Raw genomic sequence first — 16,598 nt, 5'->3', positions numbered from 1 at the left:
AAAACAAAAAAGAACTCTCCGCGGCCAGCGTTAGAGAGTTCTGTTTCGATCATCCGTTTTTTATTTTTGGGGAAATAGTTAGGAAATATAGAGGTTGGGATGATCATTCAGAGTCAACCGCGGATTCTTTATGCTTCATAAAGAACCGGGACCGCAGTTCACTTTGCAGGGATTCGCAGAAAAGAGGAGAATCTGCGATTTAAGTTAGCATTATCTAACTTATGGTTACATGTTACCACAGTCTAACATCTGTGTCAACAAAAATTCAAAACATTTTAATCAGCACGCAGCCAAACCGTTTGATCCTGCCGCAAAAATTGTTCAATTTCCGCTTGATAAAAAGAATCGATTTGACTGAGCCGGCCTTGGCCCCGCACTAGCGAGTCAATCCAGCGAAGCTTGGCAGGAATCTGCAGCCAGTCAGCTTGATTTTCCGGATGCGGATGCCGCCGCACATGATCCCATTGGCAATAAGCCTCCCAGGCGTCAGCCGTCTGCGGATCATTTTTCAGCTTGGCAATCACCTGCGCTTCGCTGCTCATCAGATCCTGCGGGGCAAGAACTTGCAACGTCAGCGCCTGACGGATCAAATTCGCCAGCCGCTGCATGGCATACCGATCCTCATCCGCCACATAAATCCACGAATTAATCAAGGCCAGCCGGGCAAATTCTTTAGCCCGGGCAAAGGATCGAAAGACCAGCTCCGGCTGTCCATGTTCATCTGCGGACACTGCCAGATCATCGACCAGCGCCTGTAATCGGACAAGCGGATAAGCTTGAAACGCAATAGCGTTGCCCAACGTATATTCCAGCCGGTCGGCAGACAGCTGGGGAGAATCATTATCGGCAATGGGGTATTGATGATAATCCGCCACCTGCGATGGATGCAGGCCCCACTTTTTTAACAAACGCTGCAGCTGGGGATCCTTTTCTATGATCTGCCGGGTCGGACCTTCCGTCGATTCCTGCCTGAGATGATCATGATTAAGAAAATCAATCACATGGGCAAAAACAGGCGTGCTGATATCGTGGAACAATCCTGCCGCGCTTTGTGCCAGATCCTGCGTAAAATGCCAGATGATTAAGGCCGTGCCGATGCTGTGTTCATAGCGGGAATACGGCTTTGTCAGATGCCGGTAAATAGGAAACCGGGTGTACTCCAAACCGCAGTTCATTCCAATTCCCTTTAGCCGCTGCATCGCCGGCGTCTGCGCGAACTCGCAAAGCCAGTCCGGAATCGATTCGTTCAGGATCGGAAATAAAATCCCTTCGCGGATCATAAAACAAGCTTCCTCTCATCTCTGCTCTTTTGCTTAGGAAAATCTTCCGACAACCGACCTTTCCCAGCTGGAAGCGGCCGCCCAATCCTTTTCTCCGGCCTTTTTCTTCGATATTGTCCCGCGCTTAATTTCATTCTGATTCCTCTTTTTCTATCATAAATTTTAGCAGGATCATCCGCCAAGTCAACAGCGGGAATCTTCCGCGAGTGCGGCATGCTTGGATCCCAGACAAACAGCGGCTGTTCGCTTTGAACAGCCGCTGTTTTGCATGATAACATAATTTCTCAGACTTGTTTTATTCCGCAATGAGATTGTAAGGCACTTCCTGTCCTGCCGCTTTAAATCTCAGCCGATACGTTCCGGCCGGGATGGATTGCGGAGGTGTTACTGTTATGATTTTAGTTCGGCCATTCTTGTTAGAATCGGCAGAATCTTCTTGCTCAATTTTCCAGTCCGCAGAAAATTCATAGTTTCCCTCCGCTGTCTTGGTTTGCGGTATCACCTCCACCGTTTCACTCGCGTCGCTCAAATAAGTTACGCTGAACTTGAAAGATCTCCCTTCATCCGCCTTGAAAATCCGGCTGCCTTCCGCCAATTCAACGTTCAGCCCGGTTTCCTTCTCTTTTTTCACAGTCATAGCCAGCGAACGCTCTAAACTTTCCCCTTTGCTGTTCACCGCATTTTCACCCATCGGGAAAATTTTTGCATTTAACGAGACCTCACCCTCCGTGAATCCCGCAGACTGAGTTGTATCCAATTCTATAGAATAATCACCCCCTGCGCCTAGGGGAATATAAACCTGATCCTGAGCCGGATAGTAGGCCTTCCCAGCATAAGTAAAGACTGTTCCTTCAGGAAAGCGCTGACCGGCCTCTAAGCCGAACACGGCGCCGACCTCCGTATAACGAGTATCCGACGAAGGCGTTACTTCCAAATTCAGGTTTACTTTATCTTTCGTAAAGACAGGATCGGGTTCTGTTCGACTGAATTCAGCGATATTCGCTGCTTCATTATTCACCGTCAGTGTACACCACTGCGTATCGGCGCCCGTTGAATTCCGCAGACGCAGCGTGTACGCCCCAACCGAGATTTCCGCTTTATCAAAATCGACAATAACCCTGATCGGCTTGCTGACACCGCTTTCGATTGTTGTGTTATCTTCAATGCTGCGGAATTCAGATAACAGAATTTGACCTTTAGCTTCGTTGCCGGTTATTGAATAAACATAATAATCAGATCCGTGAATCAACGTCAACCGGGCTGCTTTGGGCAGTGCTGCATTCCCCTTCTCATCTCTGAATTCCAGCCACAAATCCTTCATCGAAGGACTGCCTGCCAGCTCAAATTCTACGGTCAGTGAACTGTACCGATTGATTTCTAAGTTTGCCGCCGAATTCAATGAAGCAAGATTGTATTTCCGGCCCGGCTGGGCTGTAATCTTTCTTACAATTGATTCCTGCCAATGAATTCTCAGCGTGATCGTAACCGTTTTCCCCGTCCCTTCAGTCAGCTTTAATTCAACCTTATCCGATTCATTTTTCGCTTGGAATTGTCCGTTATTCTCCAACGTGAAATTAATCACCGCTTGATAACGACTATCCGTTTTCCCAATCGTGACCGGTTTCGACACCTCTTTCAAATCACAAGCCTCTGTCATCAATCCAGCGCTCATCCAGCCCTGAGAAGGAGCCGGAACCATCGCGACGGAGAATTGATGCTGAGTATAGTTCGATGCTTTGGGCACCATATTCTCAGGCTTTGATACAACACTTGTCAGACTCAGCTCTCTGTCAGCACCGGCTGGAATGATCAGCTGTCCAGTGTAACTGCCATTGGACGTCGCATACAAGTCCACCGTCTGATCTTCCAGCGAATTTGCCTGGGTTAGAATATCAACGCTGATTTCTATCTTTTCATGATTATTTATTCCATCAACCACCGCTAATAAAATCTCTACTTTTCCTAGATCGGTACTCGCAGTGATTCCTGGGTTATAGTAGGTTAGATAGAAATTCAATTTCGGCCGGGAATTGGCCTGCGCGCTTGGACTCGTTTGCCCCACAATGGAAGAAGAACTCTCTGATTTTATTGAATCTGCGGATATTATTTTACCAACCGTATTGGATGTATCCGTTGTATCAAAACCTTCGCCAATCTCCATAAATAAACCGAAACAAGTCAGTGGATTCATTTGCATTGTATCTTGAGCTAACTTGATCATATTTTCAGAAGTTTCCCCAGAGGACTTATTAATACTTTCATCAATCCACTTGCTTGTCCCATCCATCGCAGCTTGTACCAGCACCAAGCCATTCGGCAATGTGATGCTTTCAATTTTATAGTGTGATTCCTGCAATAATTGCGGCAGTTCAACGACGCCTTCCGCGACTAAAAAACCTTCCTCTCCCTCTATTTTCTGCGCGGTTAATACAGTCTGCCGATCGGCGCTGGCATTTTCTCCAGAAAGCTGCCAATACCGATAATTTGTTTCCACATTCTGATAAGGGATTTCTTTCATAGGTTCGGTTTCCGTGACGGCAACAAATCCGCCGTCATCCTTATTCATTATAGAACTGGCATCAGTAATTTTAGGCCGGGCATAAGCATAAACACTGGCTTTTTCCGCCGCCTGCATATATGCATAGCCAATTACGGCGCCATACAGAGTTTCTTTTAAGCCTTCATACGACACTTGAAACACAGTGCCGGTTTCAAATTTTACTGTATTGGGGGAAGCTTTCAAAGTTTCCTGAGTCAAGGCATTCTTCCCATTAAGATCCATACTTTTAAAATTTGCGGTTTCTATCATTGCGGATTCCAGCACAAGCGTACTTCCGCCTTGAAGCACCAGTCCATTATCATAGTCCTCGGCAACTTTCCCATGATCGCCAATTCGATTCAGGGAATATAACGCTGTTTGGTTGGTATTCGCAATATCGCTTAATCCGGTCAGGCGAACATGCGAGTTGATTAGAGTAACACGGTCAGCCCGCTGAATCGCAGATAAAGTTCTTGACACATCAAGAACACCGTTACTTCCTTCCCCGCGTGTTGCCCCGCCATAATTTTTCAGCGTAACTAACCGCGTAGAACCCGCATCGCAGGAAGCTCCGCTGCCAAAGACGCCGCCGTCAATTTTCATTTCCGGAGCTGTCAATGAATTTCCTGTTTTATATCCGGTCCCGTCGATATACACATGGGAAGTTCCCTGAACGGTAATTTTTGAATAGTCTTTGGCGTCCGCTCCGCCGTAATCACCGCCCGCGTAAACCGAATCCCGCACTTCCAGTTCCGAACAAGTCAGCGCTGGTTTCTCAGCGGAATGATTCTGGTAATACAGACATTCATCCATTGCCCCGGAGCCGATATGCAGATGAGTTGATCCGTTCACGATCCCACGATAACCACCGCCAAAAACTTTTCCGCTGACAGTTCCGCCGACAAGATTGACGAAAACGATATCCGGCCAACCTGCTTCTGGTTTGTTTCCTTCCTTACCATCATTGCTGAGCTCACTGCCGCCATACAGATTCCCTCGAATCCATCCGCCGGTCATGTTCACTGTCGCGCCTCCTAAAAGCATAAATTTTTCGGTTTCACCCAGGGCGCCGCCATAAACAGAACTTTCCATTGTTCCGCCCTGGATTGTGACATTCGCCTTCCCCGTTACCAGGCCCTGTTTACCGCCGCCGTAAACATTCCCAATCACCGTGCCACTTTTAATTTCTACTGACGTTGATCCTAAAACTCCCGCAGTCTGACCGCCGCCAAAGATACTGCCCTGAATCTGGCCGCCGTTTAAAACAACGTTGACGCTTGAATCCTCGCAAATCCGGGCACATTTCTCATATCCATTTTCAGCAACTCCTTTTCCGCCGCCGTAGACGCTGCCTTGGACAACAGCCCCCTTATTGATCAAAATTTCTCCCTGACCCTTAAAGTAAGCATTCTCATTCGTTTCATAAGTAATGGTATTGCCTTTGACGACGCCTGCTCCGCTGCCGTAAATATCCCCTGTGATGAGGGCTCCAGAGCCTGCCTCAATTTTAAATTCTCCGGTAAAACTGCCGAAGTCTTTAGGATCTTTAGTTAAGTCCTTATAGGCGTCCGTTGTTTTAATTGCCGAATCCGCACCTTTTCCCGCAGCATAAATAGTACCCACTGTTGCGTTTTCAACAGTGATCGTTACTTTTGTTTTTTCACCTGACGCTGGGCTTACTGTATATGCCGCAGAGCCGGCGCCATAGATTTCCGCAACACTTCCGCCAGTAATATTCATATTCAAAGCACCCTGAAAAGTAGGAATACTGACAATTCGGCCTGTACCCGCCCCCCAGACCGTACCTACTTTTCCTCCGGATATATTGATATTGGTGCGGCCCACATAAGCTGCCGCGGTATTATTAAAGCCTTGATTACCACCCAGAATGCTGGTGACCGAGCCTCCTTCTACATTGATCTCAACATTTCCGTTGCTTACTCCGCCGCTGGCTACGCCGGCGACAATTGTGCCCACGGAGGCATTATTCTTTACCGTGATCTTGGACAGTTTATTCCCGGCCTCCAAATTGATTCCGCTGAAGCTGCGGACATAACCGACGATTCTCACAATGTTGCCGCTGGAAACGGAAATTTCACCGACAGAATCTTTAATGACAGACCGTCCTCCCCCATAAAGATAAATCGAACTTTTTAATCCTGTATTAGAAACACCCTCGCCCAAGGTGATGTTATGTCCGTTCCCATAAAAGTGATTTAAACATTGAAGCTGAATTGATTCGATTTTTACATCAGCCAGAACTTCAATTCCGCAGTCATTATCATTCCCGCTAGGGTTTGAATCAATGCCGATAAGGGCCGCCTCGGGTGTTGCCCCTTTGATCGTCGCAGGTTTTCCTTCTTCCAAAAGCGAAATCGTTGTTCCAGCAGCAGCATCAACTGAAAAATTATATTTTCCTATGATGATAAGCGTGTTGTTTTCCAGGCTGCCTCCCTCATCCATGGATTTTAAAAAACTTAAGGCTTTTTCAAAGGTGGCTACAGCGTTCTTATCAGACAGACCTGTGTTGTTATCATTTCCATTCGTTTGATCAATATAAATTGCCGTGTTTTCAGTTATGCCTGCTGCCGGATCGGAATACAACGTTTTGAATTCACCCGGTTGAACAGCCCGCATTAAACTGACAGCCTGAATACCGCAGCGAAATTGACGTTTATTGTCCTCAGGCTGAATTTCTCTTTGATACATACTTTGGTCTGCGTTCTCAATATTCCGCCAGACTTCCTCATTGGGATTGCGATACTGCCATTGATACTGCAGACGGAATCCTGAGGGTGCGATAAATTCTTCTCCGGTTCGCGAATCAATTAAGGAATAGATAACAGATGCCGAATTAGAAAATTCCGTATGAACTGAGAGGGTATATTGCGGGACAAGCTTCCATATTGAATAAAGTGATAAACTTTTATCATCACCAAGGTCCAGACTTTCGCCTGGAGTCAAAGCCGTGAGCGCTTCGGCTTGCAAATCATCCGGTTTTGTCTTTGACCAGCCGTGAAAAGAGAGCTTAAACAGCGGATCTTCCCCTGCGGACTGCATAAGCGTTTCCGGACATTCCGGGAGTTGAATCTGTCCTTGTGTCATCGGTAAAGTTATCCGCAAACAATCATCCAGACTGATTTCAGCGAATTCTTCAGCACTTTGATATCCCGCGTCCTCTGCCGCTTTCAGAAAAGTTGTGTTTTGTTGAGAACACACAACATACCCCGACTGACCGGCGTAAAACAGCGTCGATGGATTAGCAATCCGCTGTTCCACAATCGGAATCGATCCGGATTCATTTTCCGCTTCCTGATCAACCGTCAGCTTAACTATGCCCGTCTGACTGCCCGCCGCTTTGACCGGTTCATTGACGGCCGGCCACGGTGTCGGCAGCAAAGGAGTTTCAGTTTCCGCATTGGTTTCTTCATCCTCCATCGCGGGAGCTTCTTCTGAAGCAGAATTGTGATCCAAATCTGAATCCGGCGTTCCTTCTGAATGCTCAGGCCCTTCCGGCGAAGCTGAAGGGGGAGTTTCATTCCCTTTTGATCCTGGAAGTTCCCCGCCTTCCTCCTGCTTGAATTCCTGCTCAATCACACCGCTGACGAAATGATTGCGGATTCCTGTAAACTTTGGAGCATTTTCAAAATTATCGCCTGAAAACGCCGCTTCCCCCATTCCCAAAATTGTCGAAGGCAGTTCAAGAATACCGCTTACCTGACCCAAATTATAGAACAGATAAGCCCCGATATACGTGATTCCTTCTTCAATTCTGATTGACTGAATCTTTTCTCTGTCATGCAGGAAGGGACTGGTCTGTGCTTCATAGTCATAGGTATCTCCGCTGCCGGACACGGTCAAACGGCCATTCTCCAAAATGGCTACCGCCTGATCGCCAATTTGAAATACTGCGGCTGAACTTTCGGCACGGATAACCGAAGACTTACCCTGAATCGTTCCCAAAAGCAGACAGACGGTCACCAGCATCGTTAAAAGACGATGTTCATGATGTTTTAAGTTACTCAACTTTCGTTTTTCTTTCATGATGTTTCCCTCCTTTGCCCAGATGAAATGAATCATCCAATTCACTTCTCATTGATTTCTATTTTATTGGCAAACTCTGTTTCTGGTCGAGTCCAGTCATGGTTCGTGTCATTTTTCAACAAAACAAGTGAATAAATACCTGAACCAGGCGAATTAAAATAAAGCGAAGAATTTGTTTTTTCCAGACGGCTGTCTGTCGGATCCGCGATTATACCCGCTGGCAGAGTTAATTCAATTCTACCGCCGCTGTCTGTGCTGATCATGGTTAAAACCGCCGCTTTATTTCCTATATTATCCGTGATGGAATATTGATTTCCTTTCGCAAAAACAAATTGCGCCTTTAGTGTTTTTTTATAAGGCTCTGCCGCATTGACTGTAACTTTTACGGCTTCTTTGTCTGTTGGGGTAATCTTCAATGTTACTAAACTAGCCTTTTCCCCACTCAAGAATCCCGTTGTTGGGGAAGCCGTTCCCCCTGTCACTTCAATCGAATACTGGATATCCGCAGTCGTATGCCGCAGGCTGTTGTCCGGTTCATAATTATAAAGCTGAATCGCAAACGAGCTTGTCTTCGGATCAATATAATACAGTGCAGAATCTGCCTGAAGCAAGTCGCTGGCGAAAAAGAAATTCTGAGGCTCTGCCGCCTGACTGCTTTGCTTTTGAATCAGATAACGGCCTGCCGTTGTTCGGATCGCCAGCACTCCAAGGATGAGAAGCAGACTAAAAAAAGCAATCCCAAAGCCTTGGATTGGAAACTTTTTCTTCGCTTTCATTTCATCGTCCCCTTTCACTGTGGCTGAACTTGTTTCGCTTCAATGATCAACAAGACTCGGTCGATTTCATCCAGATACTTCTCATAGTCCTCGGACCCGGTCCAGTTGACGCTTAACTGATACGTGTGATTAACTGCATATCCTATTGGCAGCCTGCCGCCAATTCCCATCCACTGCGTCGGATCTGATGGGGAAACCTGAAACGTTTTTATATAATCCGCTGACGTTGATCCAACAGCGCTTAACGTAAAGTTAAGCGGCAGATTTCCCATTGTTTTCACGGTTACCGTATATTCCTGAGCGACCTCGCTGATCTTTTGGCTACCCTCTTCTTGTTTGAAGTTAACCACCGAGAATTCAATTATTACTGGATTCTTTGGTGTTATCCCTTTCAGCTGATCGGTAATTTCCTTGCTGGCGACATCCATCAGAACCTCCGCAGTTTCCCCCCCAGCAGAGCCTGTGATTTCAGTATTAAAGCGGGCATACGTTGCGCCTAAGACTAAAGTGCAAGCGAGCAGAAAATAGCAGCCGTAACTGAAGATTCTCGCCTTTGTCAAATGCTTTTTCATTCGCTTACTCCTTTCTTTTTTTACTCAGCCAGGATAATCCGCACTCAATCAAGAACCCGATAACCAGAAAACACAAAAATCCAACCGGCGTTTTTAAGAAAAGCGCAGCGTGTCCAAGCCACGGTACGGTGAGGATGACTTTGCCTAAAATCTGTTCTGCCGGCACAGGGTTCGCGTCAGCGGCATTGTTGGCATCTCCCTGCAGAATCAAATTCTCATCCACGATTTCCTTAACCCGATGAGTAACCAGAAATCCATCTGCCGGATACGTTACAATCTCTCCCGCCCGATATTCAGATTGAGCCTGAACGATAATCAAATCCCCCGGCGTAAGCACCGGTTCCATACTGCCGGAGGTCACAACGAGAAAAGAATATCCAAATCGTTTTATCCTTGAATGGGACGAATAGGTTTTGATCAACGTCAGACCTGCCGTCAAAAGAAGTATTAGGATGATAACCTTAAACCCTTTTTTCCAGAGGGATGGACATTCCTGATTCATTCATGTACCCCTTCAAGATGAAGGGCTAAATTCAGTTTGTACGTTCCTCCCTGTTTCCCCGCCAAGGTGTCCGCCTCATCCATTCCGCTGTCCCACGGCCATTGCCAGTCCAAGCGATAAATCATGGTAGACTTTGCTTCCATCTCACTCTTTAATGTCAGCGGCTGATCCTGCGTTAACGTTCCGGAAACTGGATTCCCTGTTTTCTGATAAGGCTGCAGCGTAAATACTAACGGCAGATAAGGACTGCCTGCTTCCTTTGTAAAGGTCAACGTGATGATCAGTTTTTCCTGACGCTCATTTTCAAGCTGAAATAAATAATAGCCTTGAGAACCCGGTGCTATCTTTTCATTCCGACCGGTCGTCTGGTTGTAGAATAAGTCAAGCGTGCGGTGCTGGTCCCAGGATGTGAAGCTTCCATCCTTCTGTGAAGCGGAGATTTTGGTTTCCCCAGGATCAATATAAGGCGGCAAAGTCGGCTTAATTTCTTCTTCTGGTTTCTCCGGCTCCTGCACTCCAATCTCTTCAGAGGGTTCTGACAGATCTCCAACTTCTGGTGTTGGCTCAGGTTTTTGAGTTTCTTCTTCGCGGGAAGAACCGATTGGCGTTACTGTCTGTTGACTGACAATAACCCCTGTTTCGCCCGGCCTTTCCTGTATTCCTTCATTGGTTATGATTTGTCCTCCTGGTTTAATCACAGTTCCATCAGGCAGGGTTACAACGCCTTCACGGGTCACGTCATAGGCCTCGCTAGACAATGGACGATCCATGATCACCTGATCATCCGGAAGCAGGATTTTAGTCGGATCCTCCTGTGTTCCTCCGGGAAAAATCACATGGCCGTCTGTCAGATAAATATTTCCCTGCGGCGTAACAATCGTCCCCTGACTGATATTGGCGGTTCCATACGGCGTACTGACCAGTCCCTCTGAAGTGCTGAAAGTCAGATTAGGATCAATAAAGAAACGGTCTTGATCCAATTCAATCGTAATTTCCAGAACTCGAACATCCACGGAAAGTTCAATCACATAACTGCCTGTTTCAGTGAGTTTAACGTTGGCTTGACTGGTTTGATTTTGACGTAAAATCTGGACTTCCCGCTGAGCCAGTACATCACCGGATGCGCTCAGCACCGACATGATATGTTCTCCCTGTTCAACTTTTGGAAACAAAAAGTTCCCGGTGGAATCGGTCTGCGTTTCCATCGGTTCACTATGCAGCTGCATCCTCAATCCGGCTGCCGGAGAGCCATCTGTATATAACGTCTGACCAGATAAATGAAACACCGGCACCTCCGGTTCCAATACAATGGTATCGACGATTTGGCCTAAGGGCATGGATCCTGTTTGTCTGCCCAGAATAAATCCGAGAATACTGGATGTGACTAACGCTATAAAAATCAGCAAAAGAAACCACAGATGTCCGCCTCTTTTGTTCTTTTGTTCATTTTTACCAGTCTTAAACACTGCTTTTGCTTCCATCACGATCCCCTCCCTCTTAGGAACGGACAATCAACGGCAAAAGGCGTGGCTGTTCCACGCCCGATTGCCTGGGCTGAATGCCCTTGATATCAAAGTCTTTGTTTTTGAAGGAATCCTTCATCTTTCCTGCGATCAGCTTGCTGATGCTGGTGTTGGTTTAGGGGCTGCCTGCTTGCCGGTAACAGTGATGTCGATTGACAAATCCTTGTCATTCATAGCAGTATCTTTAGCGTCTTTGTCCGCTCCTCCGTCCAAAGGCCAAGCCCAATAAATTGTGACTGTTTTCTTCATTGCCTCAGCGCCATCTGACTGATCTACAGAACCTTTTATAGCTGTTTTTATGAACTCACTAAAACCCTTTCCAGGCTTTGCTTCAGTAATCGCTTCTGTTGAAAACACCATATCATCAGGGAACGTGGTATCAGTTGCTGCTTCCAACTTAATTTCATAGTCGATTCCAACTTCGCTGTCCGTACCGTCGATGACAATGTTAAACGAACCGGATGTTCCCGGCGCAATCACCCCCGCTTTAATCGTAGTTGAATCGTAAGCAACAGTCTTTCCTAGATCAATGTTAGTAAATGCTGTGCTTCCAGCGCTATCATTGGCCTTAAATGACCACTTAGCCACGGCTGCACTGGCTGAACCGGTTACCTCAGTAACGTAACGTGCTAAGGTAGAACCCATAAGACAGGTTGTGACCAACGTTAGAGCGAGGGCGGTGACGCCCAGGCGTGCTGCATAAACTTTTTTCTTCATACAAGCTCCTCGCTTTCTTTATTGGGAAATTTCCCCTCCAAGTTTGCTTTCAATTGCGCAAAAGCAATTTATATCTCCCCGGAAAATTCCGAGTCTGTACAGCCTGTATCTCGTTTTGGCAGGCTGGCACATATAAACTAAGGCTGATCCTTGGCTGCAGTTTCTTTTTCCGCTTTGAGTGCAGCCAGCTCAGCTTCAAGCTCAGCCGTTCGTTTTGCCTCTGCCTGATCCAGCTGACGCCGGCGCCAGAGATCCCAGATCAAAAACAAGAACAGCGGGCAAAGGATAAACAAAACCATTCCCTGTGTTGACTGCATAAACAGGATGGCCTGACCCAAACCGGAAAACCGCTCACCTTTATAAATCCCCTGAATCTGCTCCGGTCTTACGGCCTGATCATCCCGGACATTATTGGCATCTCCCTGAGTCACATATTGAATCCGGCCTTCAGCATCTTGGGTTATCTCCAGAATTCGGTGTGTAACCGCCTTCCCTGAATATAAGTAGCAAACCACATCGCCTTTCTTCAGCGAAGCGGAATCCACGCTGTGAACCAAAATCAGATCTCCGATTTTAATCGTCGGCTCCATGGAGCCCGATAAGACGACAGCGGGTTTTATCCCAAAGATTCCCGGCAGTTCTTCCGGATGCAGATAGCCACGTAGAATCAAGACTAAATTAATAAGAATAATCGGAATCAAGATAGCGCAAAGAAGAACATTCAGAATACTCCGGAATGAAATTCTTTTTTTCTTCTCATTCATGCCATCCCCCCTGATCAAATCTAGTTGTTGCTTTTTTCTTCATTTAAACCGAACAAAATCACTTAACTAAGAACGAATAACTAGAATTAATTACATAAACATTTAAATCGTCAAAAAAAGTACACTTTTTTAGCCATGGTCTTTCCTAATTTATAGATATAAAAAATTGCCTAAAATGGCAATTTTCAAGCTTATTTAGGTCTGTCATTAATTGTGTAATTTATATGACAATAACGATATAAATACAAATTTAGGATAACCGATTTGTTTTTAACATTCAAGATAATCGCGTTAATTGTCATTGACAAATCATGTCACCATTTGTGACATTATTGTTGTTATTTCTAACATTCGGTTTTATACTAAAAAAAGGAGGAATACGCCATGCAATTTTGGGAAATGCTGGACTTTCTGATGAAAACCACACAAACCTCAAACCGGATGTTAGCCCAGGAGCTCAAGGTTGATCCATCCTTGATCAGCCGGCTCAGAACTGGGGATCGCAATCGCCCCCGTCAGCTTGAACAGCTCAAATCCATGAGTTCCTATTTTGCCAAGCGCTGCTCCTGTTCAGTGCAGCGTCAGGCAATTGCCGACAAGCTGAATGTCAAAGCTTCGTTAACAGCTCAGCCGGAACTGCTGACGGAAATTTTATATACCTGGCTTTGCGAACAGGACCTCTTAACTCGGAATACGAAACTTTTGCCTGAGGAATTAAAAAAAACCACCGGTGTGGGCAGTCTTTCGCCGACTCATGCTAAAAACAAACTATATTACGGCAATGCTGGAAAGCGGACAGCCGCCGCTTTGTTTTTCAACACGGCTTTAACGATCGCGCCTTCGGCTGTTGTCTATCTTTACTCGGATGAATCTGACGCCTGGATTCAGGAGGCGGATCCTTACTCTGCTGACAACCGGGACTGGCTGGCTGCTTTAATCGAAAAAGGCTGTCAGCTCGTACATATTGCACCGCCACCGCTGTCGGCAGAGATGGCTTATCAATCCTTAACACGCTGGCTGAATGCTTATGCCACCGGAAAAATCAAAGCCTATTACTATCCAGGGCTTCGGGACCGGGTTCACCGGCGCACATTATTCATTATTCCCGGAAAACTAGTCCTTTCTTCTCACTCTATCGCCCACCGCACAGACAGCTGTGTTACCATTCTCGCTACCGATGAGCCCTTGATTCAGACCTATATGACGGAATTTCATGATTATCTGTCACTTTGCCGGCCGCTGCTTCACAATCATGAATCACCCGATTCGCAGATGCGACTCTTTACCCATTTTTTCAGTTCTCAGGGAAACCGCATCCAGAAAACACCCGCCTTGTCTATGAATACGGCTCCCAGCGCCTTAACTGAATATTGCACTCAAATCTTAGAACAAAACGGCCACAAGAAAATCAGCCGGTATTTTGCTCAGGCAATTCAATTAATGCAGGCATGCCGGAACGAAGAATTGATTGATCTTGGTTATCTGGCTCAGCCAGAGGATGTTCTGGCAGGACAGGTCACTGTAACTTTGGCATGCGGGCCGATTTTTCTGCCCGTCACCTATACGGTTTCCTTATATCTGGCCCATTTGAAAAATATTCTGAACCTGCTGGAACAGGTTCAGAATTATCACTTTGTTCCGCTGAATCGCAGTCAGCGTTCGGATTATACGTTTATGGTTGAAGAGGATCAGCATGCGGTTATCCTCCAAAATAAAAAAACGCCGAACGTCATTGAACTTGCCGAACGTCAGCGAATTTTACTTTGTTGGGAATACTTAAATCGAACTGCAGATGAAATCGGATACCGGGGTTTTCGGCGGTCTGAGATCAAAGCCCAGCTTCATAGTCTGATTGCCCGGCTGGAAGCTTCCGAGACTCGATAAGAACTGAAATCATCGTGACGGAATCTGATTTTTCGGATTTCCGTTCTTTTTTTATTCTCAAATGTTGAATTATCGAAGTTCAGCTGGATACCTTCCGATTATGCCGATAAAGCATCACGGCGACCGCAATGATCACCGCGTAGCCGACAAATGACAGGGTATCGGGAATCTGACCAAATACAATCCAGCCCAGCAAAGCTGAAAATACAACCTGAGAATAATCAAAGACGGAAATTTCCTTCGCCGGCGCATAGCTGTAAGCCGCCGTCACGCTGAACTGCGCGCAGGCTGCCGCAACACCCGCTAATAATAACGATCCCAGCTGAAATCCCGTCATCGGTGCGAAGCTGAACATCAAATACGGCAGGGTTGCCAGACAGGAAAAAGCGGAAAAGAAAAACACGATCAGCGGGCCGCGTTCCCCACGCTGACTCAGCCCCCGCACACAGGTATAGGCACTGCCGGCAGCCATCGCTCCGGCAAAGCCAATCAAAGACGGAACGATCTGATCGATCCGCAGCCCCGGTTTGATGATGAACAGACTGCCGACAAAGGCCGCAACAACGCTGAGCTTCTGCACCGGATCGGCTTTTTCTTTGAGAAAAACAGCCGAAAAAATAATGACGAAAAACGGTGAAAGCTTGCTTAACATCGAGGCGTCGGACATTACCAGATGATCAACGGCGTAGAAATTGCACAGAATGCCAATCGTACCCAGCGTTGAGCGCAGGATCAATAGCGGCAGATTCTTTTTCTGAAAGCGGAATCCCTGGCCGCCGCGGATCAGAATAACCGCCGCGACGCCGGCCGCGACCAAATTGCGGAAGAAGCTTTTCTGAATGGACGGCAGATCGCCGGATAATTTCACGAACAAATTCATGACCGCAAAGAAAAATGCGGATAACAGAATAAACTGAACCCCTTTGTTTTTCATTCTTGTTCCCCTTCCTCAAACACCCAGAGCTTCGCTTGGGATTGTTCTGGGTTATACCGATAGTTTCCAACCTGGAGCTGACGAACTGCATTCCGCTGCTCCAGCTTGAGATCGACAATCTGCCGCGCCATCGTTCCGCGCAGCTTTTTAGCCTCCATCGACGGTGCTTTCCGGCCGTTCTTCATAAACTGCACGAAAACCGCATCCGCCGCTTCAACCATCCGGGCGTATTCCTGCGAAGCCAAGATCAGCACCTCTTCTTCAGCCAGCGCCCGCGTCAGGATCGGCTTCCACAAGTTTAATGGAAGCAAACCTCCGATTTTATCCCCCGGGTCTAAACGATAGGGCACAATCGCGTCGAGCGGCCGAAGCAGCCCATAGTAAGCCGATAAAATCCGCAGATGTTCCTCGCAATACCGCCAGTCTTCCGCTTTCAGCGTTTCAGCATGAAAGCTGCGGAACGCCTCTCCATGAAAAGCCGCCAGCGCGGCGGTGAGCGGCTGCGCTGAATTCATACGCGCGGCGTTTTCCCGCGCCGCCTTCTCGGACAGTTTGAATTGTTTCTGCCACTGCGCCGCCGTCAGCTTTTTCAATTCCTCATGAAGCTGTTCTGTCATTTCTGGAAACCGCGGCGCTTGGATGGAAGGGACGCTGCTCAGCGCTTCTTTGCGGAACGTTTTTGCAGGAGATAACAGGATCTTCATACGAGCTGTTCGTACGCCTCGGCCCGATAGCCGACCAGCACCCGATCCTGATCAATCAACAGCGGACGTTTGACAAGCATGCCGTCGCTCGCCAACAGCTCGATCATGTCCGCTTCACTCATCTGCAAAAGTCGGTCTTTCAGCTGCAGCGACTGATACAGCTTGCCGGACGTATTAAAGAATTTCTTAACCGGAAGGCCGCTGCGGACGATCCACTGCTTCAGCTCCGCGGCCGTCGGATTTTCCCGGGAAATATCGCGCTCATCAAACACCACACCCAGCTGATTCAAATGTTTTTTTGCTTTCATGCATGTACTGCACTTCGGATAACAAAGTAATAACATGATTTTCCTCCTGAT

At 47.1% G+C, this 16,598-nt stretch carries 12 protein-coding genes; 1 reads left to right on the top strand and 11 read right to left on the bottom strand.

The features are described from left to right. Positions 1 to 275 precede the first annotated feature (275 nt). The 8 genes from BN162_RS15380 to BN162_RS15345 form a co-directional block, all read right to left on the bottom strand. A complete protein-coding gene (locus BN162_RS15380; protein WP_020226023.1) occupies positions 276 to 1,280 on the bottom strand; it encodes a hypothetical protein in 1,005 nt (334 codons plus the stop codon). A 295-nt stretch (positions 1,281 to 1,575) separates the two neighbouring features. Then, entirely contained in the window at positions 1,576 to 7,863 is a 6,288-nt protein-coding gene (locus BN162_RS15375; RefSeq protein WP_020226021.1) for a hypothetical protein, read from the bottom strand. Positions 7,864 to 7,904: 41 nt separating this feature from the next. Next, the gene (locus BN162_RS15370) at positions 7,905 to 8,639 is read right to left on the bottom strand and encodes a hypothetical protein (protein WP_020226020.1); all 735 of its coding nucleotides are present in this window, start codon (positions 8,637 to 8,639) and stop codon (positions 7,905 to 7,907) included. A gap of 14 nt (positions 8,640 to 8,653) precedes the next feature. Next, complete coding sequence (locus tag BN162_RS18145) at positions 8,654 to 9,211, bottom strand: hypothetical protein (RefSeq protein WP_020226019.1); 558 nt, start codon at positions 9,209 to 9,211, stop codon at positions 8,654 to 8,656. Between the two features lie 4 nt (positions 9,212 to 9,215). Continuing rightward, entirely contained in the window at positions 9,216 to 9,713 is a 498-nt protein-coding gene (locus BN162_RS18140; RefSeq protein WP_020226018.1) for a signal peptidase I, read from the bottom strand. After that, positions 9,710 to 11,194, bottom strand: a complete 1,485-nt coding sequence (locus tag BN162_RS15355; protein WP_020226017.1) for a carboxypeptidase-like regulatory domain-containing protein — start codon at positions 11,192 to 11,194, stop codon at positions 9,710 to 9,712. The genes BN162_RS18140 and BN162_RS15355 overlap by 4 nt, the downstream gene beginning before the upstream one ends. Before the next feature lie 132 nt (positions 11,195 to 11,326). After that, positions 11,327 to 11,953: a hypothetical protein gene (locus BN162_RS15350; RefSeq protein ID WP_020226015.1), complete on the bottom strand. Its 627-nt coding sequence runs from the start codon at positions 11,951 to 11,953 to the stop codon at positions 11,327 to 11,329. A 137-nt stretch (positions 11,954 to 12,090) separates the two neighbouring features. Further along, positions 12,091 to 12,717: a signal peptidase I gene (locus BN162_RS15345; protein ID WP_020226014.1), complete on the bottom strand. Its 627-nt coding sequence runs from the start codon at positions 12,715 to 12,717 to the stop codon at positions 12,091 to 12,093. A gap of 384 nt (positions 12,718 to 13,101) precedes the next feature. On the opposite strand from BN162_RS15345, the gene BN162_RS15340 reads away from it, so the two are divergent. Further along, positions 13,102 to 14,601 (top strand): hypothetical protein, encoded by a 1,500-nt coding sequence (locus tag BN162_RS15340; RefSeq protein ID WP_020226013.1) that lies wholly within the window; start codon positions 13,102 to 13,104, stop codon positions 14,599 to 14,601. Positions 14,602 to 14,680: 79 nt separating this feature from the next. Here BN162_RS15340 and BN162_RS15335 read toward each other — a convergent pair whose 3' ends face one another. Genes BN162_RS15335 through BN162_RS15325 form a run of 3 tightly spaced genes read right to left on the bottom strand, consistent with a single transcriptional unit; the run spans position 14,681 to position 16,583 of the window. Beyond that, positions 14,681 to 15,535 (bottom strand): DMT family transporter, encoded by an 855-nt coding sequence (locus tag BN162_RS15335; protein WP_020226012.1) that lies wholly within the window; start codon positions 15,533 to 15,535, stop codon positions 14,681 to 14,683. Beyond that, positions 15,532 to 16,239, bottom strand: coding sequence for a YaaA family protein (locus BN162_RS15330; protein WP_020226011.1), 708 nt, complete (start codon positions 16,237 to 16,239; stop codon positions 15,532 to 15,534). Before BN162_RS15330 ends, BN162_RS15335 begins: the two co-directional genes overlap by 4 nt. Then, entirely contained in the window at positions 16,236 to 16,583 is a 348-nt protein-coding gene (locus BN162_RS15325; protein WP_020226010.1) for an arsenate reductase family protein, read from the bottom strand. Before BN162_RS15325 ends, BN162_RS15330 begins: the two co-directional genes overlap by 4 nt. Between the last annotated feature and the right edge of the window lie 15 nt (positions 16,584 to 16,598).

It is taken from the genome of Holdemania massiliensis AP2 (assembly GCF_000327285.1).
GTDB lineage: Bacteria > Bacillota_I > Bacilli_A > Erysipelotrichales > Erysipelotrichaceae > Holdemania > Holdemania massiliensis.
The sequence above is the reverse complement of the archived record's forward strand: the minus strand, read 5'-3'. Positions and strand labels throughout refer to the sequence as shown.

Coding starts and splice junctions, on each gene's coding strand:
- BN162_RS15380 (WP_020226023.1), bottom strand. CDS start 1,280: ATGATCCGCGAAGGGATTTTATTTCCGATCCTGAACGAATCGATTCCG.
- BN162_RS15375 (WP_020226021.1), bottom strand. CDS start 7,863: ATGAAAGAAAAACGAAAGTTGAGTAACTTAAAACATCATGAACATCGT.
- BN162_RS15370 (WP_020226020.1), bottom strand. CDS start 8,639: ATGAAAGCGAAGAAAAAGTTTCCAATCCAAGGCTTTGGGATTGCTTTT.
- BN162_RS18145 (WP_020226019.1), bottom strand. CDS start 9,211: ATGAAAAAGCATTTGACAAAGGCGAGAATCTTCAGTTACGGCTGCTAT.
- BN162_RS18140 (WP_020226018.1), bottom strand. CDS start 9,713: ATGAATCAGGAATGTCCATCCCTCTGGAAAAAAGGGTTTAAGGTTATC.
- BN162_RS15355 (WP_020226017.1), bottom strand. CDS start 11,194: ATGGAAGCAAAAGCAGTGTTTAAGACTGGTAAAAATGAACAAAAGAAC.
- BN162_RS15350 (WP_020226015.1), bottom strand. CDS start 11,953: ATGAAGAAAAAAGTTTATGCAGCACGCCTGGGCGTCACCGCCCTCGCT.
- BN162_RS15345 (WP_020226014.1), bottom strand. CDS start 12,717: ATGAATGAGAAGAAAAAAAGAATTTCATTCCGGAGTATTCTGAATGTT.
- BN162_RS15340 (WP_020226013.1), top strand. CDS start 13,102: ATGCAATTTTGGGAAATGCTGGACTTTCTGATGAAAACCACACAAACC.
- BN162_RS15335 (WP_020226012.1), bottom strand. CDS start 15,535: ATGAAAAACAAAGGGGTTCAGTTTATTCTGTTATCCGCATTTTTCTTT.
- BN162_RS15330 (WP_020226011.1), bottom strand. CDS start 16,239: ATGAAGATCCTGTTATCTCCTGCAAAAACGTTCCGCAAAGAAGCGCTG.
- BN162_RS15325 (WP_020226010.1), bottom strand. CDS start 16,583: ATGTTATTACTTTGTTATCCGAAGTGCAGTACATGCATGAAAGCAAAA.